The following is a 22869-nucleotide window of genomic DNA, read 5'->3' on the forward strand; positions in this document are numbered from 1 at the left end:
TATGGCTAAACTTCATAAAGAACAAATAGTATATGAAATACCTACTATTCCGGAGGTTGGAGCGTGGGTAATTTTTCGCGGTGTTACACGGGCTGATGGGAGATATGGTAAGACATTGGCTTTGGAGTACGATGCCTATGAGCCTATGGCGATTAAAGAGATGCAGCGTATAGAGGAAGAAGCTCAAAAGAGATTTAAAGTTTTGTTTGTAGAGATACATCATCGACTGGGTAGAGTTGAGGTTGGAAATGAATCGATGATTGTTATTGTTGGTGCAGCACATAGAAGAGAAGCATTTAAGGCTGTAGAGTGGGTGGTTGATGAGGTAAAGCATAGTGTACCTATTTTTAAAAAGGAGATTAATGAAGAAGGAGAGTTTTGGATAGAAGAAGGAACACCCGATAACAGGGGAGAGGACTAAACCTCTCCCTTTATAAGAATTTTCCCTATGGGAATATCATCTACTAGCCATTCATAACAATGCCAGCCTTCCCATGTTTCTCTTTCGCAAGCTTGCAATATTCCGGGTACGATATCGTTGATATTCTTTCCGAGAAGATCATCAATTGATTTGTTTACAAGGGTAGCAAATGCTCTATTGACCTTGTTAATAATACCATTTTCATCTATGGCCACTAGTGGATACGGGGCTGAATCGATGATGCCAAGCCATTCGGCTCTTGACTCCTCTAGCTTCTGTGTCCATGTAGCCTTTTCCTCTTTGAGTTGAATCCACATTCTAATTGTTGATTTTAGATGTTCCTGTATTTTGTCTCCTAAAATGAGTGTATATTCTTCACCAAAGTATGAAATGCTAAAGCTATCGACCTCGGGAATATCTTCCTTACCATAAATGATTTTTCCGTTCTTTTCTACTCTTGTTGGTATGCCACTGCGTTCTAATATCATTGCTAATGTGATAACGAGATTTTCTTCTGTGTCTTCTCTTTTCAGCATATGCTCCACGATGCCTTTTAATAGTGCACTCTCTTTGGCCCGCATTTTTAATAGAGATTCTAGTTTCTTAGCGTATAAAATGTTGCTAGCGTATATGCTCACGAACCTAGTAACGAGTTTTAAGAAATAGGTATTTGATTTAATAGATTCAGGAGATAGTTCTGGTGAGGTTGATAATACCACAAGCTTGTACTGCTGGTCTCTAATATCGAACTTGAGTATGAAGAAGTGAAGTTGAGATGCTTCATCATAGAAAATAGAGTCTTCTTTATCTAGGTATCGCTTTATTGTTTCAATATAATGTTCTACTCCATCGTGTGAGGCAAAGACAATGTTATTGTCCTTGTCTAATAGGAATGCCTTTTCCATACCAGAGATTTTGGCTGCAAACACAGTAAATTGCTTCAACAATGCGTCGATATCTGTGATAGTAATTGCTGTTTCTATAAACTGTAGCAGTTCCCTGAGCTTTACCATTTCTGATAGATGGGTTTCTATAACCATCATATTTTCCATGTATATGCCCAGTGATGGGGCAAGGTTTTCCAGAATAGATGTGACATTACTCTTTTCATTATCTGGTATTTCTTTGGGGAAGTACAGTACAAGTATGCCTTTATTTTCTTTAAGGGCTATGAGGGGAACGACTAGAATAATTCCGTCTTCCACTCCAAGTGTTGATGCGATAGGATCTGCAGATGCAGGTAAAAATGTAGTTTTGCCTAATAGGAATGCTTGAACTATTCCTGGTGAGATGGATGGGGCAGGTTTGGGTTCACCGGCGTATGCAACAAGTGATAACGAATCTGTCTCTGGCACATATTTATATAGATAAACTCCAGAGGCATCAAATGCATCTTTTGTTTTTATAAGAAAGTTTTTTAGTTGAGTGGTAAAATCACTTCCCTCTTCTGGTACTCTAAAAAATGCAAGTAGTGTAGATAGGAAATCGTTTTGTTTTTCTAGTTGTGTTTTTAGTGAACGTTCATTTTCATATAGATATGTCAATTCTTCTTGTTGAGCCATAAGCTGTTCGCTCATAGCGGTTAGCTCTTCTCTGGCAGCCATAAGTTCATTCATCTGGTATTCCAGCTGATTTCTTTGGTCTTCCTTTTCTTTAATCAGGGTGCGTAATCTCCTAGTAGCATTTGTTAACTGTATGTGATAGGCAAAACCTACACTGATAATACCTATAACCGCTAATAGGATGTAGTAAAGCAATTTGCTTCTAGAAAATGTTTGTTCTTCTTGTCCGAACCATTTGCTGTTGATTTCTGCCAGTATTCCTTTTTCGGACATTTCCTTGATGATTTCATCAATTTTGTAGGCTAAGTCTTCATGATTTTTATTGATGGCTATAGCATGCCATTTATGACCTCCTGGAAAATCTATGGGTAGTGGATACACTTGACTACTGGCATCTTTAAAGTAGTTATCTAAGTAAAATTTGACAATGTACTCATACCCCATGAGAAGGTCAATCTTGTTTTCGAGTAAAGCTTTTATGGCCTCTTCTACGCTAGGATACTCCTTGATAAAAAGTGAAGGAAAATTTGACCTTACATATGATTCTGCAGATGAGTTTTCAAGTACACCTATTGTTAAAGGGGATACTGGGTTTTTTAAGTCGTCGATGGATTTGATATATTTATGTTTTATTGTGTACATTTTATATGTCAATATGTGGAGTGGCATAGTGAAATAATACTTTTTCTTCCGTTCTGGGGTTATGCTCAGCCCCATAATGACCTGTATCTTATCTTCATCGAACATTTTCATGATCGTGGGACCAGCTTCCACTATAGCTTCAGCATGATATCCCTCTTTTTCCAGTTCTTTTTTGATGTAATTGTATATGTCTACATAAAAACCTTTTACTTTTCCATCTTTGTCTTTCCATGAATATGGAGGAAAGTCCTTATCAATACCGAAATAGACGGTTTGTCTTTCTGGTTCTGCGTAGGTTGCGGGAGTAAGAAAACCTAAATAAACAGCTAACAATGCAAGTATGATGTACAGTAGTAGCCACTTTTTCTTCTTCACCAGTCTTCCTCCCTGTATACAGGTAGTGTCATAGAGTATTATATCAAGGGGGTGATATTTTGAGAGTAGAAATTAAGGACCATACAGCTGATGCTTTACTTGCAGTTGAGGGACATTCTTTAGAGGAAATTATAGAGGGATTTATCATTGGTTTGTCAGACTATGTCTGGGGAAATACAGATTGCGATGATGTGAATATTGTTATTTCCCTATCAGGTGATGGCCCTGATATGACCTTTGCGTTGGTATCTCTTCTTTCAGATCTTTTGTATCTTATAGAAACAGACAATATAAAAGTTGTTTCTCTTGAAGATATTGCTTATAGCCGTCGAAATAGTTTGGTAAATATAACTGTAAGGATTAAAGCTTGTAAGGGGAAACATCCCACTGGTGAAGATGTTAAAGCTGTATCTTTCTCAATGAGGTGGGACGTCTCTGTTATATTAGATTTGTGAGGTGAAGTATATGAAAGGTCTCAAAGAGTTAAATAAGTTTGTGTATGAAATACCAAGAGAAGGTGGTATGCGTGTCCCTGCACGACTTTATGTATCTTCAAGATTGTTGGAGGCTGTAGAAGATGGTGCTATTACACAGCTAAAGAATGTTGCTACTCTTCCAGGTATTGTAAAGTATGCTATTGGTATGCCAGACATCCACTGGGGTTATGGGTTTCCTATAGGTGGTGTAGCGGCCTTTGATGTTAATGATGGTGTTATTACCCCTGGTGGTATAGGTTTTGATATTAACTGCGGTGTAAGGTTGATGCTAACCCCTTTAACTTGGTCTGATTTGCAGAGCAAGTTGGATCGGGTTCTTACGGCTATCTTTAATTCTGTCCCTGCAGGCGTAGGTGCCGAGAGCGATTTGAAATTAAAACGGGTTGATATGGAACGAGTACTAAGATTCGGTGCTAGATGGGCTGTGGAAAATGATATGGGACTGTCGGAGGATTTGGATAGGACAGAAAATCGCGGTGAGATGATAGAAGCCGATCCTGATGAGATTTCTGGAAAAGCCTTTGATAGAGGAAAAAAGCAACTAGGAACATTGGGGGCAGGCAATCACTTTATAGAAATTCAAGTAGTTGAAGATATTTTTATGCCAGATATTGCCCGTCAGTGGGGACTGTATGCCGATCAAGTTGTTGTGATGATACACACAGGCTCTCGTGGTTTAGGACATCAAGTTGCCACTGACTGGATTAAGACGGTGGCATATGCTATGAAGAAGTACGGCATAAAGGTACCAGATCCACAGCTTGCAGCTGTTCCTTATTCATCAAAGGAAGGTATGGCATATTTCTCTGCTATGGCTGCTGCTGCAAACTTTGCATGGGCAAACAGGCAGATTATCATGCATAGAGTGAGAAAGGCATTTGTTAAGACATTGGGTATTGCGTACGATGAAATGCCTCTCCTTTACGATGTAGCCCACAATATAGGAAAGATTGAAAAGCATGTTGTTGATGGCGCTGATAAGCTGCTCGTGGTTCATCGCAAAGGAGCTACTAGGGCGTTCCCTGCTGGTAGGGAAGAGCTATCAGATGTGTATAAAGAGACAGGTCACCCTGTACTCATTCCAGGTGATATGGGCTCTGGTTCCTATGTGCTTGTTCCTACGGAGAAGGCCCTTGAAGAAACCTTTGGCTCTTCAGCCCATGGAGCCGGTAGAGTGCTTTCTCGTAGGCAGGCATTAAAGAGGCATAAGGGGACAGATATTATTTCCCAGCTTGAAGAAAGGGGCATACTTGTAAAGTCTGCTTCTAAGAGAACAGTGGCCGAAGAGGCTCCCGATGCTTACAAAGATGTAGATGAGGTGGTCAATGTTATAGATAGGGTTGGGATTGCTCGAAAAGTTAGTAGACAGATACCTAAGGGTGTTGTGAAAGGATAAAGGAGGTGATACCATGCTGAAGTTTGATTTTTCAGGACTTTTAAAAGAAAATATTGGTGAGCATGGTGTATCGCTTGAAAATATGAAGAGCGATACAGATTTGATGAACAGGTATATTGAAGAAGTTTGGCAGGAAGCACCTGGTTTTACAAGACTTCCATATGAAGATGTATCGTACATCGAAGAAGCATTAAAGCCTTTTAAGGAATACAACTTTGATGATGTATTGGTGCTTGGCATCGGTGGTTCTGCTCTTGGTACTATAGCCACAAGGGATGCAATAAAGGGTGTTTATTACAACGGTTTACCCAAAGATGAGAGAGATGGATATCCAAGATTATGGGTGCCCGATAACGTAGATCCTTACTATGTAGGAAAACTTCTTCATATGCTTAATCCTCAAAAAACTCTTGTTATTGTCATCAGCAAATCGGGGAGAACTGCTGAAACTGCTGCTGAGTATCTCATAGCCAGAAAGTGGCTGGAAGATGCCGGTGTTTCTCTGAAAAAGCATCTCATATTTATAACTGACCCTGAAAAAGGTGTGCTAAGAAAGATAGGCAGTGCCGAGGGAATTACCATGTTTGATATACCTCCTGATGTTGGTGGTAGATTTTCCGTGCTGACTCCAGTTGGGCTTGTGCCACTTTACATGGTTGGTGTAGATATAAAAGCTCTGGTAGATGGTGCTAAGACTATGGCAGAGCGCACCAAGAAACCATTTATGGAAAACCCTGCTGCACTTATAGCATATACTCATATGTATCTATTTAAAAAGGGTAAGAACATGGCTGTGATGTTTGCGTATTCCAATAATCTTGCCAATGTTGCCGATTGGTATAGACAGCTGTGGGCAGAGTCACTTGGTAAGAGGTATACCCTTGATGGTAGAGAGGTATTTACAGGGCAGACTCCTATTAAGGCTATTGGTACCACCGACCAGCATTCACAGGTTCAACTTTACAATGAAGGTCCCTTTGATAAAGTTATTACATTTCTAAGGGTTGAGGACTTCGGGATAGATATCCAGATACCCAAGGACATTCACGAAGATATCACCGATCTTGATTATCTCAAAGGTAAAACCCTTAAAGAGCTGATACTGGCTGAGCAATTTGCCACATACCTTGCCATTACAGACAACGGTAGACCAGCGATGCAAGTTATCTTCCCTAAAATAGACGAGGAGCATATAGGTCAGTTCTTCTTTGTATACGAATTTGCAACTGCACTGGCAGGAAAGATTCTCAATATTAATCCTTATGACCAGCCCGGTGTTGAGGCAGGCAAAAACGCCACATATGCCCTTATGGGTAGGGAAGGATATGAAAAACTTGCACAGCAGATAAAAAGCAGGCTAGGGGAGATGAAGGTGTTTGAGCTGTAAGTATTTTAGAGCACAGCGGTGGAATAGGTTTAAAGAAAGCATGAAAAGACCTGCTATCGTTGTTGTTGATATGCAGATGTGGTTTACACATGTTGGTTCTCCTTTGTATTTTTCTGAAGCCGACCGTGTTGCCGATAAGATAGCTTCTTTTCTTGAAGATATTAGTGGTTGTGATGAGGTGCCTGTGATTTTCACTAAGCATGTGGATATGGAAAATGGTCCTATGCACCGTTGGTGGGGGAATGTACTTGATGAATACTCACCCTATGCCGATATAGATAGACGCTTCCAAGGATTTGCCAAATATGTTGTCAAGAAGTCTACCTATGATGCCTTTTACAACACCCTCCTTGACGATATTCTTGTCAAGGAGAGTATTGATACACTGATTATTCTTGGTGTAAGAACACATCTGTGTGTTGATACAACGGCCCGCAGTGCATTTGTTAGAGGATACCATGTTGTTGTGCCATGCGATGGGGTAGCCGATAAGCCCCACGATGTGCATGAGTGTGCTTTAAAAAATCTGGCGTATGGCATTGCCCATATACCGCCCCTTGATGAGGTAAGAAGGTGGCTGGGGATAGTGTTATAGCACTATCCCCAGCTCTTTGATGTATTTGTAGCCTCCTTCTAAATCCAGCTCACTTTCCTTGACATATCGCAATATGAACTGACCACAATTTGAACCGACGAGGTTTTCTTCTGTATCTCCAACAGATAATATGACATCGTACCCATACTCTTTTAGTTTATCTACAAAGTCTTTGTGCTTCATAGGAAGCCCTGTTTCAAGGTCTATGTCATTGGTCATATGATTTTTCTTAGCACTTACAGTGGGATTGATAGGTGTAATCTTAATGAGGAAGATATCAGGTGAGAAGTATTCTCTAATTACCTCTGCGTCGGCCTTGTTTTCCTGTGCCAATGCAAAGTTTAGCGTGATTTTTAAGCCACCCTCATCGTAGAACTCTCTGCCGAAATCTGCTATTTTCTCAAAGTCCCACTTCTTTATGGGTATAATTTCATTTCTCTGATTTGTGTCTGTAGAGTGAATGGAAAACTGCATCTGGAAATTGTGTGGAAAGTGCTCTTTTTTCACCTGAATAAGCCTTTCAAAGAATGCATCTGTTCCTATTGGTGCCACAGTTGATAGTGAGGGAAAGAAGTTATCATATTTATCTTTGAGCCACAACATGGCATCAATAACAGCCATGTTGAAAGAGGGTTCTCCCATGCGTGCAAACTGCACTTTGAATTTCTTGGTATCCGGTTTTCCGTGCCATACATCATTTACGGCGTATTCCACCTGAGAGATTAGCTCATCGGTATCTAGTTTGCCGTTGTAGAAAAATCCTGCATCGCACATCTTACAGCCAACGGGACATCCAATGAGCGATGAGATAATAACAACCCACTTGCTCTTTGCATCTCTTGTTGGTCGTGACTCAACAAATTCCACAAGGTTCCCCTTGTCGGTGTATCCAATATAAACGGTGGATACACTGCTGGGCACTTTGTGTATGATTTCCATATGTTCACCTCCGCTCTTTTATGGCTATATCCATGACGGCTTTTATGCCGTCACTTATGGCTATGGTTGTTTGTCTAAATATGCCCGATGCCACATCACCAATAAGATACAGATTCGGTGTATCTTTGGGGTATATCTTGTCGTTAGGTATTCTTCCTATGGCTATCAAGATGGCATCGGGAGAGAATGTTCCGGCTGTTGTCAGTAGTGTTGAGCTGTTGCTGTCAAGTATAGAACCTTTTACAGTTTTTACCCCACTTCTTATTGCCTCTTCTACAAGTATGGGAAGTGCCTTGGGTTTGCTTCTGTGTAGTATGGTGACATTTTTTATCCCGAGTATGTTTTTAGCCGTGAGGCTGTAGTCAAATGCAATATCCCCACCTCCAACAATCAGTAGATTATCAATGCCTGATGGTAGTAAAGAAGGGTAGTAGTAAACATGCTTGAAGTTCAGAGGGAGTGTCTTGGGAATGGTGCCTGTGGCCCCTATAACATACTGACAGGTATAGCTCCCTTTGTCTGTTTCTATGAGATAGGAATTGTTGTTGTACTTTATGCTTAATACTTCTTCTTTATGGTAGGCTATGCTCCATCTATTAAGATGTTTGGTGAAAATGTGCTGAAGATATTTACCACTGATACCGTTTGGGAAATACAATGTGTTTTCTACACGATAAGCCTCTCTGATAAGACCTCCTGGTGTATCTTTTTCAAATGCAAGGAAAGATAAGTTATACCTTTTTAGCATGACAGATGCCGCAATTCCCCCTGGTCCCATCCCTATAACGCATACTTTATGCATAACACGACGATTATAACAAAAAAGGGATGGTCTACAGACCATCCCCATTATGCTCATATATTGACTGTTAGTCTTTGTACAAGAGGTACATTGACAATATGACAAGCACTGTACCAAGTATCATATTCCATGTAATATGTTCTCCTAAAATAAGCCATGCAAGAGTTCCTGCTACTACAGGTTTCAAGAAAAACACTGTGGTGCTTCTATGAACTCCGGCCAGTTCCATGCCTTTAAAATATAGTATGTATCCTATGCCTGTTATGACAATACCTATCCATAAAAGGGCAATCAAGACTTTTGTATTGGTATACATAGCCGGTACAATTATTGGTTCTTTTCTTAGAAGCATCACAATAAGATAGGTTATTGTTGCCCACACGAATGTAAAAAAGATATTAGTGTATTTGCTAACTTCATGATTTTTCATCTTTGACAGTACGGAGTAAAGTGAGAATATAATTGCGGCAAATAGAACTAGGGTAAGTCCCCACCAGTCTACATGTTTAACCCCAATAATTTTATGAGCCGATATTGTTGCTATACCTACAATACCCAAAATAACGGCATGCCATAGATATTTGCCTCCCTTTTCCTTGGCTATTGTATGTCCAAAGATGACAGTAAAGATAGGGTTTGCAGAAAATATTAAGCTTGCCAACGCCGCAGATCCTAAAACAGATATTGATTCGACTAATGCGAGGAGTGATATGCTTACAAGAATGCCTAACTCGGCGAAGTGTAAATGATCTTTAAAAGTTAAGTTGTCTTGTTTGAAGTTATTTAGCATGAAGGGAAGCAATATTAATGCTGCTATACCAAATTTGGCAAGATTTACATGAGTGGCATCAACGCCACTACCTGTCAGGGCAATCTTGGAGGCAACTTCGTTAGAGCCAAATATAATTGCTGTAATGATGAAAAATATATACCCCATCAGGGTTTTATTCATCTTTCGAGAACCTCCTTAAGTATTAATGGTATTTCGCTGGGTATATGGGCAACACGACCTCCTGCATTTTTTATTGCTTTTTCTTTAGCCTCGATGGTATCTGCTTCTCCAGACACTATGGCACCGGCATGTCCCATGCGTTTACCCTTAGGTGCTGTTCTACCGGCAAAGTATGCCACAACGGGCTTAGTAAATTCACTTTTGATATACTGAGCTGCATCTATTTCGCTACTTCCTCCAATTTCACCTAGTATGACCACGGCTTCTGTTTCTGAATCGCACTGAAATCGTCTTAGTGCTTCTACCATTGTCATTCCTATAATGGGGTCTCCACCTAAGCCAACAGCTGTTGATACTCCAAGTCCACTATCACTAATAAGCGATGATATTTCATACATCAGTGTTCCGCTGCGAGATAGGATACCCACTTTTCCCTTTTTAAATACATGGCCTGGCATGATACCGAGTTTTGTTTCACCGGGATTAATGATACCGGGACAGTTGGGACCAATGACTGTGGCACATTGTCTTCTTGCCACTTCCATAATATGTAAGGCATCATTCACGGGGACATGTTCGGTAATAATGACGACAAGCTTAATACCATTTTTTAAAGCTTCCAGTGCTGCATCTTTGACAAAGGGACCAGGTACAAAGATGATAGAGGCATCTATGTCATGATTATTGACAGCTTCCTCTACAGTATCATAGACAGGTACCCCATGTACTTCAAGACCACCTTTACCGGGAGTAACCCCTGCCACAATCTTGGTTCCATAATCGAGCATTAGCTTTGTATGATAAGAGCCGTATCTTCCAGTAATACCTTGAACAAGCACTGTCGTGTTTTTATCTACTAAAATTCCCATTATTGTCCCCTCCTTTCATAGGCAATTTCCACAGCTTTCTTGGCTGCTTTTTCCATGTTCATGTACGCCTTAATGCCGTTGTCGGCAAGTATTTTTCTACCAATATCGTCGTTGGTGCCTATAAGACGTACGACAACAGGAGGGGCATCTGGAGTCTTCTTTAGAAACTCTACAATGGCCTTGGCTATTTCATCACATTTGGTTATTCCACCAAAGATGTTCATGAATATAGACCTTATACCTTGTTTCTTATTGAGTATTTCTAGGGCTTTAACCGTCTTGTCTTTGGTCGCTCCACCACCAAGGTCCATAAAGGATGCCGGCCTACCGCCAAAGTATGTGATAAGGTCCATACTGGCCATAACAATACCAGCTCCACACCCAACAACGCCAATATCTCCATCAAGTTCTACAAATGCGATACCTGCTTCTTCGGCCTCTTTTTCTAACTGTGTCTTTTCTTCATCTTCGGCAGATGGTAGCTCAGGATGCCTATATAGGGCATTGTCATCTATGATAACGACGGAATCAAGAGCCATAAGTTTACCATCTACTCTTGCCAATGGGTTTATCTCAGCAAGTAGGGCATCTTTTTCTCTAAATAGCCTGTAAAGTTTGGCGGCAATGTCTGCCAGGGCTGGCATATCTTCTTTGGGAAACCCCAGTTTTTTGGCGACTTCTCGGATCTCAAAGGGCATTAGCTCAAGTGTGGTGTAGGGATGGAATGTAATAATCTTATCTGGTGATGTCTTAGCCAGCTCTTCAATGTCTACACCGCCTGCTTCGCTAATAATAACCACTGGTGCCTTTGCCCTTCTGTCAAGGGTGATACCAAGGTAGTATTCCCTTTCCACATTGACCTTAGGGGCAATAAGCACTTTCCTAACAGCTTTGCCCTTGATTTTCTTGTGGAGAAGTTCGTCAACGACTTTTTTCAGTTCATCGAAGTCCTTGGCAAAGAGAACTCCACCGGCCTTTCCTCTGCCTCCTACAAGAACTTGTGCTTTGACAACGACGGGGAATGTTAGGGCGTTTTTAATGTAGACGAGCTCTTCAACAGAAGAGACAAGATGATAAGGTGGATGGGGAATACCATACTTAGAGAAGAGGTCCATGCCTTGATACTCATGTAGTTTCATAAACTACACCTCCCTTACCCTCGCTCAGGAGGGTTATTTGTCTTGCAGATGGCAGGTTTCCCGGCTTCCGGATCGTCCTTAGGCTTCGCCTTCCCAGGATACCTCCCAGTGGCATGTTGAAGCCCTTGTCCCCGGTCACGGTGGCGAGTCCGCCGCGGATTTTCACCGCGTTCCCTTTTACATCACCATCTGCAAATACTTTATTCATTATAAATTGCATAAATGGGTAGGTCAAGAACTTTTATATGTCTTCATAACATAAGGAAGATATACAATTACTATATACAGGTAATATAAGGAGGAGGGAGACTATGGGTGGTTATTATATGCTTGTTTTACATACCCATCTTCCGTGGGTAAAAAAGGCCGGCAAGTGGCCTTTTGGGGAAGAGTGGCTTTATGAAGCGATATTTGATTCTTATATTCCGTTATTGATGACATTTAAAAAACTTTCTGAAGAAGATGTTCCATATAAGGTTGCTGTTAATATAACTCCTGTTGTTGCTGAAATGCTCGAAGATACTTATCTTCAAAATGAGGCATTTGATTATATAGAGGATCTTATAGATAGGGCAGAAAGTGATGTTAAAACTAGAGATATGCCCTATAGGGAACTGGCTCGTTTCTGGCTAGATCATTTTACAAGGCTTAGAGATTTTTATCTTGATATAGACAAAGATGTTGTTGGGGCATTTCGGGAGCTGGAAGAAAAAGGCCATATAGAGTTATTCACATCTGCTGCTACCCATGGTTTTCTTCCCCTGCTTGGGACAGATGGTTCTATTAATTTACAGGTTGGTGTAGGAGTTCAGAGTTTTCAAGATAGAGTTGGTAGAAGACCTAAAGGATTTTGGATGCCTGAATGTGCTTATAGGCCTAAAGAATATGCTATCCAAGGAGATAAGGTTGTTGAGAGACCGGGAATAGAATACTTTTTGGAGAAACATAATGTAGCATTTACTATTATTGACCATAGAGCACTAAGAATAGACCGTATTGCTATAGAAAATGGTTATATGCCTTCTGTGCCTGAAGGAGAGTATCTCAGTATGCAACCCTATTACCTTGCCGATTCTTCTGTTGTTGCATTTCCGCGACATGGAAGGCTGTCTGAACAGGTATGGTCTGCAGGTATAGGATATCCTGGTGATGGTGATTATCTTGAATTTCACAAAAGGGACAGTGAAACGGGATTGAGATACTGGCGTATTACGGATAAGAATTTTGATCTGGGCTATAAAGATGTGTATCATCCCGAGTGGGCAGATGGAAAACTTCGGCTCCATGCTAAAGATTTTGTTTCAAAGGTGGAAGATGTACTTTGGGAGTATGAAAAGAAATATGGTGCAGGTGGCTATGTTCTAACAGCCTTTGATACCGAGCTTTTTGGACATTGGTGGTTTGAAGGACCCAAATTTCTTTATCATATGATTAAGTCTATGGTTTCTAGTGGTATAGATGTGGTCTCACCTTCAGATTACTTGGAAAGAAGCGAAGTTGGGGCTCGTGTGTATCTACCCAGAAATTCCTGGGGTTACATGGGGACATTCTGGGTTTGGAATAACGATAAGGTGGCATGGATGTGGAAACCCCTTTATGAAAGTGAAATATTGGTGAAAAAGGCCCTTATGGAAGGTAAAAAAGATAAGAGAATAATTAGACAGATGTTAAGAGAGCTTCTTATTCTACAGGCCAGTGATTGGCAGTTTCTTATTACCACGGGAGGAGCCGTTCATTATGCCAAAGATAGATTTATGCTTCATAAGGAAAGGACCGATACACTAGCAAATGTTCTTCTGGGTAAAGCAGAGATTGACGAAGATACTCTGGCCATGTGGGAAGACGAAGATAGCCTTTTTGAAGAGATAGACGAAAATCTATATTTGGAGGTGTAGCCCTGTGGGAAACGTATATTTTATACTTGGCATACACAACCATCAACCCACAGGTAACTTTGACCATGTTTTTCAGTGGGCATATGATCATGCATATAAACCATTTTTAGAGGTGCTGAAGCAGTATCCGGAGATAAAAATATCTATACATCATTCTGGTCCACTTGTGGATTGGCTTTTGGCGAAACATATTGATTATATTGAGGAGTATAGAAAACTTGCATCTGAAGGTAGAGTAGAGATTATGGGAGGAGCTTACTATGAGCCTATCCTTCCCATTATTCCCGATGAAGATAAGATGGGCCAATTGTTGCTCATGAAGAAAAAGATGAAAGAGATATTAAACTATAATCCTGTTGGGGTATGGGTGCCTGAAAGGGTATGGGAACCATATCTTCCGAAATTTATTGCCGGAGCTGGCTATAAATATGTTGTTCTTGATGATGTTCACTTTCTGTACGCAGGTCTAAAAGAAGAAGACCTCACATGGTTTTATGCCACTGAGGATAGTGGGAAAGTTGTTATGGCTTTCCCTGATCTTCAAATTCTTAGGTATATGATTCCGTTCCATACAGTGGAGAATATAGAACACTATTTTCGCTCGTTTGCAGACAGAGATGAAGATGTCATATTGGTAATGGCCGATGACGGTGAGAAATTTGGCGTTTGGCCAGGTACATATAAGCATGTGTATGAAGAAGGATGGCTCCACAGATTCTTTGAAATGCTCACTCGTCTTATGGAAGAGGATTGGTTCCATATGATAACCTTTGAGAAGGCTGTGGACCACTTTAGACCTAAAGGTAAGGTGTATATGCCAACGGCCTCTTACATAGAGATGACCGAATGGGTGTTACCACCGGATATGTCTAAAGAATTTGAGGCCCTTATCAAAGAAAGACAAGATATCAAGGCATATCTTCGTGGTGGTCACTGGCGCATGTTTTTCTCAAAGTATTACGAATCTAACCTTATGAAATCGCGTATGTTAGAAGCGAGCAAGGTTGTTTCTTCTACCGATGATGCCGAGAGAAAAGAGTCGGCCAAGATGTATCTATACAGAGGGCAAACGAACTGTGCATACTGGCACGGAGTATTTGGGGGGTTGTATTTACCTCATCTTAGAAGGGCAATATATGAAAACCTTATTAAGGCAGAGATGGAGGCATTAGGAGACAGTAAACGTATAGAAGTAATAGAAAAGGATTTTGACAGCGATGGATATCCGGAAGTTATTGTTCGTAGACCAGAACTCTTTGCCGTCGTAGATACAGAACATGGTGCTCTTATAGAGCTTGATTTCTATGCAAAGGCAGAAAATCTTATCAATGTTATGAGTAGATATAAAGAGGCATATCATGATAAAGTTTATGAGGCGGTATCCCCCGATGAGCTTGACGGTACGAAGACAATCCATGAAGTTGTTCTGGCCAAGGAAAAAGACCTTGCCAAATACCTTGTGTATGATAAATGGCACTACATGGCATTTCTTGATTTTGTAGGTAATTATGAACCAAATGCTTTCTTCAGGGGAGAAGTGAACGAGCTTCCCTATACTTATAATAGGTGGCATATATCCGATATTGGTGCGGTATTTTCTTCTGTAATAGGTCGTAAATATATTCGTATTCTTGAAGATGGCGTAGATGTGTCTTACGATATGTCAGAAAATATAACAGTGCTTGTTCCGATAGCATTTTACGATCCTTCTATTACTGTAAACATTGATGGGCTGTCCCATCCTGTTTCTTCTGTTTTAGATATTCACAAATCATCAATATTTGTTGAGGTGCCATTCTTAGGTATCAAACATATATTTATGACAGATGGTGAAATCATAGGATCTTATCCTATCTTTACTGTTTCCAACTCTGAAGCCGGATTTGAAAAGGTGTATCAGGGAACGGTTTTCGTTATAAAAATAAAGACTGGCAGCATAAAGTGGGGGGTGACTGAAATATGAAAAAGTTATATCTAGCGTTTGTTTGGCATCATCATCAGCCATATTATCGTGATCCAGAGAGAGATTTGTTTATCGTACCGTGGACACGACTCCATGCCACAAAAGATTACTACACTTTGGCAAGGGATATATCCCGATACGACAATTTGCGCATGACTATAAACTTTGTGCCATCACTACTTCTTCAGATGAAGGAGTATACAGAAGATGGTATTGTTGATGAGTGGCTTGAGGTTTTACGTAGAAAGTCTTCAGGTTGGAGTTGGGGAGACAGGAGATTTATGGTAAAGAACTTCTTCCGTGTCAATAAAGATAGAATATTTCCACTTCTTCCTAGATACAGCGAATTGTGGAACTACATTGTGGACAGAGGTGAGGACACAGCTCTTCGTGAATGGTCTTTGCAGGAGTTTAGGGATTTGGCTGTGCTTTTCCATATAGCATGGATAGACCCTGATACATGGGAGGAAAATCCTGAGCTAAAAGCTCTTGTTGATAAGGGTAGAGAATATACAGATGAAGACATTGATAAGCTTATTGATATTATCTTTGATATTATGAAAAAGGTTGTACCTATACATAAGCAGTTATGGGAAGAAGGTAAGATAGAAATTATATATTCTCCTTTCTTCCACCCGATACTCCCTTTACTAATTGATAACTATAAAGCACGTACGACACTACCATTTTCTCGCTTGCCACTGTTTAGATTCTCTTATCCTGAGGATGCACGATGGCATGTTCAGAATGCCCAGTCGTTAACCAAGGAAACATGGGGTAAAATTCCTGAAGGTATGTGGCCCTCTGAACAAGCCGTTTCTACCCGTACACTGTCTATTCTTGCTGAAGAAGGTGTTAGGTGGGTTGTTACAGATGAAGAGATTTTGGCAAAGACTCTTCATATGCCCCCCTTTAGAAGAGATTCTGCAGGTGTTGTAGATCATCCGAAGATGCTTTATAGGCCATACAAGCTAATATCTGGTGGTAGGTCTATTTATGTGTTCTTCAGAGATAGAGTACTGTCGGACCTCATAGGATTTGAATATCCCAGATGGGAAGATGGAGATGCAGCAGCTAAAGATTTTATGGAAAAACTGTACAACATTTATTCTCGTCTTGAAAAAGAAGATGGTGACTTTATCATTACTGTTGCACTTGACGGTGAAAACTGTTGGGAGCATTATCCTGAGAATGGTCGTAAATTTAGAAAGGCACTCTTTGATATGCTTAGTAGGGAAAATTGGATAGAGACCATTACCCCGGGGGCATTTATGAAAGAAAGTGATATGAGACCTGAAGAGATCGATAGAATATACAGTGGTTCTTGGATATTTGCCACATTCCACACATGGATAGGTGATCCCATGAAGAATATGGCTTGGGATTACTTGTCGTGGGTTAGAAGAGACTTTGAATGGATGCTCAAGCGTGGTTGGGGTGATACAGATAAAGCCCATTTCTATCTTATGGCTGCTGAGGGTTCTGATTGGTTCTGGTGGTATGGAGAGCCTCACCATGCTGAAGAGGAGAGAGATTATGATGCCCTCTTTAGATCTTATCTAAAGTCTGTCTATAGGTATATGCTTGCTGAACCACCAGAATTTCTGGATATATCAATATATGATAGGGTGTGATAAACATGACAGTAGGAGAGTTAGAGAAATACCTCAACGAATATCTTAAAGCATCGGAGTTCGAAGATTTTACATTTAACGGTATCAATATAGGTAAGCGAGATTGGGAGATCAAGGGGGTTATTACAGCCACCGATTATGAAAGATCTCTTGTTGATGTTGCTAAAAATGAAAATGCCAATGTCATTATTGTTCATCATGGTTTGTGGTGGGGAAAACCTTATACCATTACCGATGAGGTTTACGATGATATGGCGTATCTCATGAAGCGTGATGTGGCACTTTTGTCTTATCATTTACCTCTTGATGCTCACCCAGAAGTAGGTAATAACGCTTATATACTTGGGGCTCTGGGTGTTGAACCTGATAGATGGCAACCTATGGATGTTGGCTTTTATGTTGATGTGGATATAACAGTAGCCGATATTGTAGCAAAACTGGAAAAGGTTTTGGGTATGCCAAAAGATGTATGGGAATTTGGAGATGGTAATGTACGAAGACTGGGAGTTATTTCAGGTGCTGGAGGTTCATTCTTAGGAACGCTGCTTGATCTTGGTGTGGATACATATATTACTGGTGAGATTTCATATCCCCAGTGGCGAGATTTTCGTAGATATGGTATAAATGTACTGTTTTATGGTCATTATAAAAGTGAAACAGGTGGACCAATACTGCTTTCCAAACATATTGAAAAGCAGTTTGGAATAAAGTCCCAGTTTGTAGATATATATGAGAGGGCTATGTAATATATGAAAGAGTTTCAACCAAAAGATTGGAGCGAGTTTATTGGCAATAAAAAGGCCGTTAAACTACTAAAGGGAGCATTCAATAGTGGTATTCGTTCAATCATACTATATGGTCCTGTTGGTGTTGGAAAGACAACGGCTGCCACTCTTCTTGCCAAGGAGAGTGGCGCCTTATATTTTCAGATGGATGGTAGTCGGTTTTCGAAGTCTGAGCTTGACAAGATTCTCAGATTTGGTAACGTTTTGTTGTTTATAGATGAGATTTCCAGACTCAACCGCACAGCTCAACACAGCTTACTCATACCAATACAGGAAGGTAGACTTGTTCTCATAGGTGCATCGTGGGAAAATCCGTGGAAAATGCTTATTCCTCCGCTTAGGTCTCGTTCTGTACTCATTGAGTTTAAACCTCTGTCATTTTCAGAGATGAGGGAACTTCTTGATATGCTCAAAGAAAAAATGGATATCGATGTTCCTGATGATGTTGCCAGAATTCTTATTCGTTCTGCCGATGGAGACATAAGAAGGCTGCAGAATCTTATAATGTTGTGGCATAACACGGGTATGCTTGATGATACTCTTGCTGGTGGTGTATCTGACAAGGACGAGTTTTATGATGTTATTTCTGCCATGATAAAAAGTATCAGGGGGAGTGATCCTGATGCGGGGGTTTACTACCTTATGCGTTTTATAGAAGGTGGGGGATCCCCTGAATATGTTGCCAGAAGACTGGTAATACTAGCCTCCGAAGATATTGGCAATGCCGATCCGAGAGCACTTCAGATTGCCACCAGTGCCATGTATGCTGTAGAGCATGTTGGCATGCCGGAAGCCCTGTTTTTCTTAGTACAGGCAGCGGTATATCTGGCAACGGCACCAAAATCAAATGCCACTTTAGAAATTATTAAGAATACCCGTGAAGTACTTGAAAAATATAGGACTGTAGAAGTCCCATCCCATCTTATCAATAGAAGGGGTAGTGGTTATAAATATCCTCATGCCTATGGTGGCTGGGTTAGTCAGAGGTATATGCCTTATGGAATAGAAAAAACCGACCTTGTTGTATACAAGGCCGGTTATGAGAAGAAAATGAGAGAGAGGCTAAAAATTATTCGGAAAGAGCACGAATCTTCTGGGCAATCTCCTCATCAAGACGACTAAGCTGTAGTCGTGCTTCTTCGGAAAGGAGTGCTAAAAGTTCCTCTCTGGCTTGTAAGGCTATGTGTTCTTTTCTTCCTGTGTGATCTATACCATCAAGGTCTCTCCATGATATCTTTTTCCCTTTGTGTAGTACATCGATATCACATATTCTCTCACCATTTTCTAAGAATTCTAGTCCCATCATGTACCACTTGATTTTCTGTATATCTTCAGGAGTTAGTAGTTTAATGAGATATACAATGATTTTCATGAGAAAACGAGGACTATCTGTTGTAAACCGTTCTCCTACAATGAATCCAAGACTTAGGTCTGTAATAACCGTGTATATTCTTTGTCTTTGTAGGTCATATAGGTTGTGGTGATCGTAAATTGTAATCCCCAGTTCTTTTAGTGTATCTTCTGATATTGTCTCCATAAATATCTTTACAATGTTCTTTTCAAGAAAGGTACTGGTAAGATATTTGTCTCTGTGTACAAGAATAACCTCTTCATCTAACTTAATACTTACAGGACGTGAGAGACTTTCTGTTGTTACATATACAATGGTATCTTGGACCTCACCAACTTCTACTCCTTTTACAAACATGAATTTATGGGAGTAAAGTTCGTTCATAAGCTTATCTTTTAATGCTGTGATATGCTTGTTGCTAATAGCTTTGAGAAAAATGATACCCGGTCCTAAATCGATGCGGGTAGCATCATTCAAGATACCGTTATTGAAGAGGTTTGTTATCGTTATATCACTGCCCCATGGTGCAACAAATGTGTGTATAGCATCCTCAATGCGTGTTTTGGCTTTGTTGGCTTCTGTAACAAAGACAATGGTATTGGTTCTCGATGCTTCTGAGAATGCTTGCTGCGGTGAAAAATATTCAGCTAGATTGAAATTGTTTAGTTGTTTCGCCATCTCTTCCGTGTTTTCTGCCCTGATAAATAACATATCAGGGCCCTCTGTGAATAAAATCACTTCCATCACCCCATCTTAATTTTCTATATTTGTTAGTTCCCTTGGGATAGGGAACATAAAACACTTGTTTATCCTTGCTGATGATGTGTATATTATGTATCCCATTGAGGCATCTACTCAATTCTAAAAGATTTTCTGTCGGTTGATGCCCGAATAGTATGAACTCTACATCTTCGGGACATGTGGGAGGTTTATGGGCTAGAAGAAAAGATATATCATTTAATATGACTTTATACGGTTCATTGACGATATGTGCCAAAGACAAGATAGAGGAAAGTATTTCCTTATCGTCATGATTGCCTACAACTATATAAGTGCTTTCTAAGTAGTCTGATAAGATATTGCGAAATTCTCTTACCGCTTCTCTGTATATATTTCTCAGTCTCATTGGAGCGTTTTCTAATTTTATATCGTCGGCTATGTCTCCTGTGTGAATAATATATGAGGGTTGAACAGTATTGATAAGATATTTAAGCCACCTGTATATAGGTCTTGGGGTATCGCTGATATGTAGGATTCCACCTTTAGCATGTTCAGGTATGCTTGGAATTCCAAGTATTTTTTTCTTTAGTGTTTTTAGCATTCCATTACCTCCCTATGGTATTATTATAGTAAGAAATATGCGGAGGTGATTGTTGATGCGTTATATCAAGAAGATGTTTGGCTTTGTTAACGGTATAGCAGCGCTGGTAGGTTGGATGTTTATAGGTCTTCTAGTAGTGGCATTTATTACTGGTAAAGAACCTGTTATATATCTCGCTGATCCTGCATGGGATGAGGAAGATTGGGAAAAACTTCTTGAAGAGATTGAGAAAGAGGAAGAGGAATTACCTTATGAGGAAGAAGAGACTGAGGAGGAGAGCGGCGAGGACATTTCCGAGTAGAAGTGAGAGAATAGTTTTTATTGTTTCTAATTCCAATAGTCCAGCTATAAGGGCACCGGTAAAAGCACCGGTGCCCGGCAGTGGTATACCTACAAATAGGGTGAGTGCAATATAACCCCATTTTTCGTAGTTTCTAATAAATTCCTCTTTCTTTTTTTCTACTTTTTCAATGTACGAAGGTATCATATACCTCAAAATTTTTATGAGAAGTTCTCCTAAGAAAAATGTGAACACACCAAGTATCGTAGAGCCTATTACGCATATTGTAAATGATAAGAACCATGGAAGTTTTAGGCTCCAAGCTAATATCATGCCGCCTCTTAGTTCCAGCACCGGCGTCATGCTGGTTATGAACACTGCTATAATATGTCTAATATCCATAGTATTAATAGTATAAAGGAGGACCGAGGTGAAATACATAGCAATTGTTAAAGATAATGATAGATACAGAGCTGTTAGGCAGTCTTTGAGCCTTCTCCATAGCAGGGTAGAGCCTAATATTCCCAAAGATATAGTTGTTATCAAGCCTAACTTTGTCGATGTTAGGTATCCCCTTGCATGCACTCATCCTGTTGCCGTTAAGGCTGTAGTTGACCATTTAAGGGAACTAGGTGTACGAAGTATTGCTGTTGCCGAAGAATCATCAGTTGGTAGAACGGTAGAAGCGCTAGAAAATTTTGGTTATAAGGAAGTTCTGAAGGGATATTCATGGGTGGAGCTTGTTGCTATTGAAGAACTAAGTGAGAAAAAGAATCCACAGATACCATTTGAGATTTTTAAGTGGGATAGAAGTATTCAGACAATATATCTCAATGGTTATCTTGTCAATGCTCCATATCTTGTTTCGATAGGGCCACCTAAAACCCATGATACTGTTATTGTTACGTTGGCACTGAAAAATATTGCCATGGCTATACCTAAAGGTCGAAATAAAGGAAAGGTGCATCAGGGATATGGCATTATCAATATTAATATTGCCATGTTGGCAAAGAGAAAAAGGGCAGATTTGGCTATTGTCGATGGGACAGTTGCTATGGAAGGCGATGGACCTGTTTATGGGACGGCGAAGAATTGGGGGACGGTGTTTGCCTCTCATGATATTGTGGAACTTGATAGTGCTATCACTTATGCTATGGGCTTTGCACCAACAGAGATAGGTTATCTATATGCCCTTTATAAGATGGGAATAGGTGATATCTATTTTAGAAATGTGGAATTCCTTGGTGAAGATATAGAGAAGGTAAAAACATCTTTTAAACCTCATAGGGAATATTCACTTATGAAGAGGTGGCTTGACAGCGCATATCAGGAGCTACTGGGCAGGTTAACCGCCCAGTAGCCTTCCAAGTATACCTCCCTTTTTAGGAGTTAGGTCTACCTTGATAGGTTTATTGTATGTGGCCGCTATCTGCTGGACAGATGTTGTGGTCATCTCACTTAACATAAATGAGATGTATAACTCGCTCCAATTTTTCATGTGACGATATTTAATGACATGTTCTATCTTGCCTCTTAATAAAGATTGAAAGATACCTTGTTCTACAGGTACTTCCATGAACATCATAATCTCCTGCTCTTTATGTTTTCCCAATCTTGAAGGGTTTTCGGGAATTATACCTATAGCTCCGTTGATACCTATAGATCTCACAGCAATATCGAACGTTTCTTCACTGTCTAGAATTGTTAACTTACCGGGGAGCATGAAACGGTGAAGTTCAGGAGGATGTTGCGTGAGTTCTACTGGGGTTGTCTTGATACTAATCTTAGCAATGCCGTTCTCGTGTAAAGAGACTATACCAGTTAGATAAAAACTTTTTTCATTGTTTACTGATGTCACAATCACATCGCAATCAAAGCCTGTTTTAATAAATGCTTCTCCTATTTCTGGGGTGAGGGTAATATTGTAGACATCTATTATATCCGCTTTACCCATAAAGGCACCATGCCACTTGTCAGATGTGTAGGATACAAATACTGGGTCACCACTTTTAATAATGTCATACCATGGACTCATGCTACAGCCCTCCTTTCTGAATATATTTT

Annotated in this window: 22 protein-coding genes and 1 riboswitch; of the genes, 12 read left to right on the forward strand and 10 right to left on the reverse strand. The window is 40.2% G+C overall.

Annotated features, from left to right (window positions below; translation table 11 throughout):
* Position 1: 1 nt before the first annotated feature.
* Entirely contained in the window at positions 2-421 is a 420-nt protein-coding gene (locus GM182_RS02440; RefSeq protein WP_449187014.1) for a molybdenum cofactor biosynthesis protein MoaE, read from the forward strand.
* Here GM182_RS02440 and GM182_RS02445 read toward each other — a convergent pair.
* Positions 418-3000, reverse strand: a complete 2583-nt coding sequence (locus tag GM182_RS02445) for a transporter substrate-binding domain-containing protein (RefSeq protein WP_449187015.1) — start codon at positions 2998-3000, stop codon at positions 418-420. The two genes, GM182_RS02440 and GM182_RS02445, sit on opposite strands and share 4 nt — an antisense overlap.
* Positions 3001-3059: 59 nt before the next feature.
* Here GM182_RS02445 and GM182_RS02450 point away from each other — a divergent pair, with 59 nt between their 5' ends.
* Genes GM182_RS02450 through GM182_RS02465 form a run of 4 tightly spaced genes read left to right on the forward strand, consistent with a single transcriptional unit; the run spans position 3060 to position 6875 of the window.
* Positions 3060-3455, forward strand: a complete 396-nt coding sequence (locus GM182_RS02450) for an archease (RefSeq protein ID WP_449187016.1) — start codon at positions 3060-3062, stop codon at positions 3453-3455.
* A gap of 10 nt (positions 3456-3465) precedes the next feature.
* Positions 3466-4893, forward strand: a complete 1428-nt coding sequence (locus tag GM182_RS02455; protein ID WP_449187017.1) for an RtcB family protein — start codon at positions 3466-3468, stop codon at positions 4891-4893.
* Positions 4894-4906: 13 nt separating this feature from the next.
* On the forward strand, positions 4907-6280 hold the full coding sequence (locus tag GM182_RS02460; protein WP_449187018.1) for a glucose-6-phosphate isomerase: 1374 nt from the start codon (positions 4907-4909) through the stop codon (positions 6278-6280).
* Positions 6270-6875 (forward strand): cysteine hydrolase family protein, encoded by a 606-nt coding sequence (locus GM182_RS02465; protein ID WP_449187019.1) that lies wholly within the window; start codon positions 6270-6272, stop codon positions 6873-6875. Before GM182_RS02460 ends, GM182_RS02465 begins: the two co-directional genes overlap by 11 nt.
* Here GM182_RS02465 and GM182_RS02470 read toward each other — a convergent pair.
* The 5 genes from GM182_RS02470 to sucC are packed head-to-tail and all read right to left on the reverse strand — an operon-like array spanning position 6870 to position 11576.
* Entirely contained in the window at positions 6870-7814 is a 945-nt protein-coding gene (locus GM182_RS02470) for a radical SAM protein (protein ID WP_449187020.1), read from the reverse strand. The genes GM182_RS02465 and GM182_RS02470 overlap by 6 nt on opposite strands.
* 4 nt (positions 7815-7818) lie before the next feature.
* Positions 7819-8673, reverse strand: a complete 855-nt coding sequence (locus GM182_RS02475) for an NAD(P)/FAD-dependent oxidoreductase (RefSeq protein ID WP_449187021.1) — start codon at positions 8671-8673, stop codon at positions 7819-7821.
* Between the two features lie 10 nt (positions 8674-8683).
* On the reverse strand, positions 8684-9568 hold the full coding sequence (locus GM182_RS02480) for a DMT family transporter (RefSeq protein WP_449187022.1): 885 nt from the start codon (positions 9566-9568) through the stop codon (positions 8684-8686).
* Positions 9565-10437 carry a succinate--CoA ligase subunit alpha gene (sucD, locus tag GM182_RS02485; protein WP_449187023.1) on the reverse strand — a complete coding sequence of 291 codons (873 nt, stop codon included), beginning with the start codon at positions 10435-10437 and terminating at the stop codon, positions 9565-9567. The genes GM182_RS02480 and sucD overlap by 4 nt, the downstream gene beginning before the upstream one ends.
* The gene (gene sucC / locus GM182_RS02490) at positions 10437-11576 is read right to left on the reverse strand and encodes an ADP-forming succinate--CoA ligase subunit beta (RefSeq protein ID WP_449187024.1); all 1140 of its coding nucleotides are present in this window, start codon (positions 11574-11576) and stop codon (positions 10437-10439) included. The genes sucD and sucC overlap by 1 nt, the downstream gene beginning before the upstream one ends.
* A 33-nt stretch (positions 11577-11609) precedes the next feature.
* A riboswitch (cobalamin riboswitch) is annotated at positions 11610-11781 on the reverse strand.
* 106 nt (positions 11782-11887) lie between these two features.
* Between sucC and GM182_RS02495 the strand changes: the two genes are divergently transcribed.
* Genes GM182_RS02495 through GM182_RS02515 form a run of 5 tightly spaced genes read left to right on the forward strand, consistent with a single transcriptional unit; the run spans position 11888 to position 18975 of the window.
* The gene (locus GM182_RS02495) at positions 11888-13471 is read left to right on the forward strand and encodes a 1,4-alpha-glucan branching protein domain-containing protein (protein WP_449187025.1); all 1584 of its coding nucleotides are present in this window, start codon (positions 11888-11890) and stop codon (positions 13469-13471) included.
* 4 nt (positions 13472-13475) lie between these two features.
* A complete protein-coding gene (locus tag GM182_RS02500) occupies positions 13476-15434 on the forward strand; it encodes an alpha-amylase/4-alpha-glucanotransferase domain-containing protein (RefSeq protein WP_449187026.1) in 1959 nt (652 codons plus the stop codon).
* Positions 15431-17068 (forward strand): glycoside hydrolase family 57 protein, encoded by a 1638-nt coding sequence (locus tag GM182_RS02505; protein WP_449187027.1) that lies wholly within the window; start codon positions 15431-15433, stop codon positions 17066-17068. The genes GM182_RS02500 and GM182_RS02505 overlap by 4 nt, the downstream gene beginning before the upstream one ends.
* A gap of 5 nt (positions 17069-17073) precedes the next feature.
* Positions 17074-17814, forward strand: a complete 741-nt coding sequence (locus GM182_RS02510; protein ID WP_449187028.1) for a Nif3-like dinuclear metal center hexameric protein — start codon at positions 17074-17076, stop codon at positions 17812-17814.
* 3 nt (positions 17815-17817) lie between these two features.
* Positions 17818-18975 (forward strand): AAA family ATPase, encoded by a 1158-nt coding sequence (locus tag GM182_RS02515; protein WP_449187029.1) that lies wholly within the window; start codon positions 17818-17820, stop codon positions 18973-18975.
* Here GM182_RS02515 and GM182_RS02520 read toward each other — a convergent pair.
* A complete protein-coding gene (locus GM182_RS02520; protein ID WP_449187030.1) occupies positions 18923-19915 on the reverse strand; it encodes a hypothetical protein in 993 nt (330 codons plus the stop codon). The two genes, GM182_RS02515 and GM182_RS02520, sit on opposite strands and share 53 nt — an antisense overlap.
* A gap of 1 nt (position 19916) precedes the next feature.
* Positions 19917-20525: a metallophosphoesterase gene (locus tag GM182_RS02525; RefSeq protein WP_449187031.1), complete on the reverse strand. Its 609-nt coding sequence runs from the start codon at positions 20523-20525 to the stop codon at positions 19917-19919.
* 55 nt (positions 20526-20580) lie between these two features.
* Here GM182_RS02525 and GM182_RS02530 point away from each other — a divergent pair, with 55 nt between their 5' ends.
* On the forward strand, positions 20581-20826 hold the full coding sequence (locus GM182_RS02530) for a hypothetical protein (protein WP_449187032.1): 246 nt from the start codon (positions 20581-20583) through the stop codon (positions 20824-20826).
* On the opposite strand, the gene GM182_RS02535 is transcribed toward GM182_RS02530, so the two are convergent.
* The gene (locus GM182_RS02535; RefSeq protein ID WP_449187033.1) at positions 20770-21138 is read right to left on the reverse strand and encodes a small multi-drug export protein; all 369 of its coding nucleotides are present in this window, start codon (positions 21136-21138) and stop codon (positions 20770-20772) included. The two genes, GM182_RS02530 and GM182_RS02535, sit on opposite strands and share 57 nt — an antisense overlap.
* Positions 21139-21235: 97 nt before the next feature.
* Here GM182_RS02535 and GM182_RS02540 point away from each other — a divergent pair, with 97 nt between their 5' ends.
* Complete coding sequence (locus GM182_RS02540; protein ID WP_449187034.1) at positions 21236-22165, forward strand: DUF362 domain-containing protein; 930 nt, start codon at positions 21236-21238, stop codon at positions 22163-22165.
* Here GM182_RS02540 and GM182_RS02545 read toward each other — a convergent pair.
* Positions 22151-22840, reverse strand: a complete 690-nt coding sequence (locus tag GM182_RS02545) for a PDZ domain-containing protein (protein ID WP_449187035.1) — start codon at positions 22838-22840, stop codon at positions 22151-22153. The genes GM182_RS02540 and GM182_RS02545 overlap by 15 nt on opposite strands.
* Between the last annotated feature and the right edge of the window lie 29 nt (positions 22841-22869).

The organism is Zhurongbacter thermophilus (assembly GCF_026184435.1).
Lineage (GTDB): Bacteria > Coprothermobacterota > Coprothermobacteria > Coprothermobacterales > JAADFF01 > JAADFF01.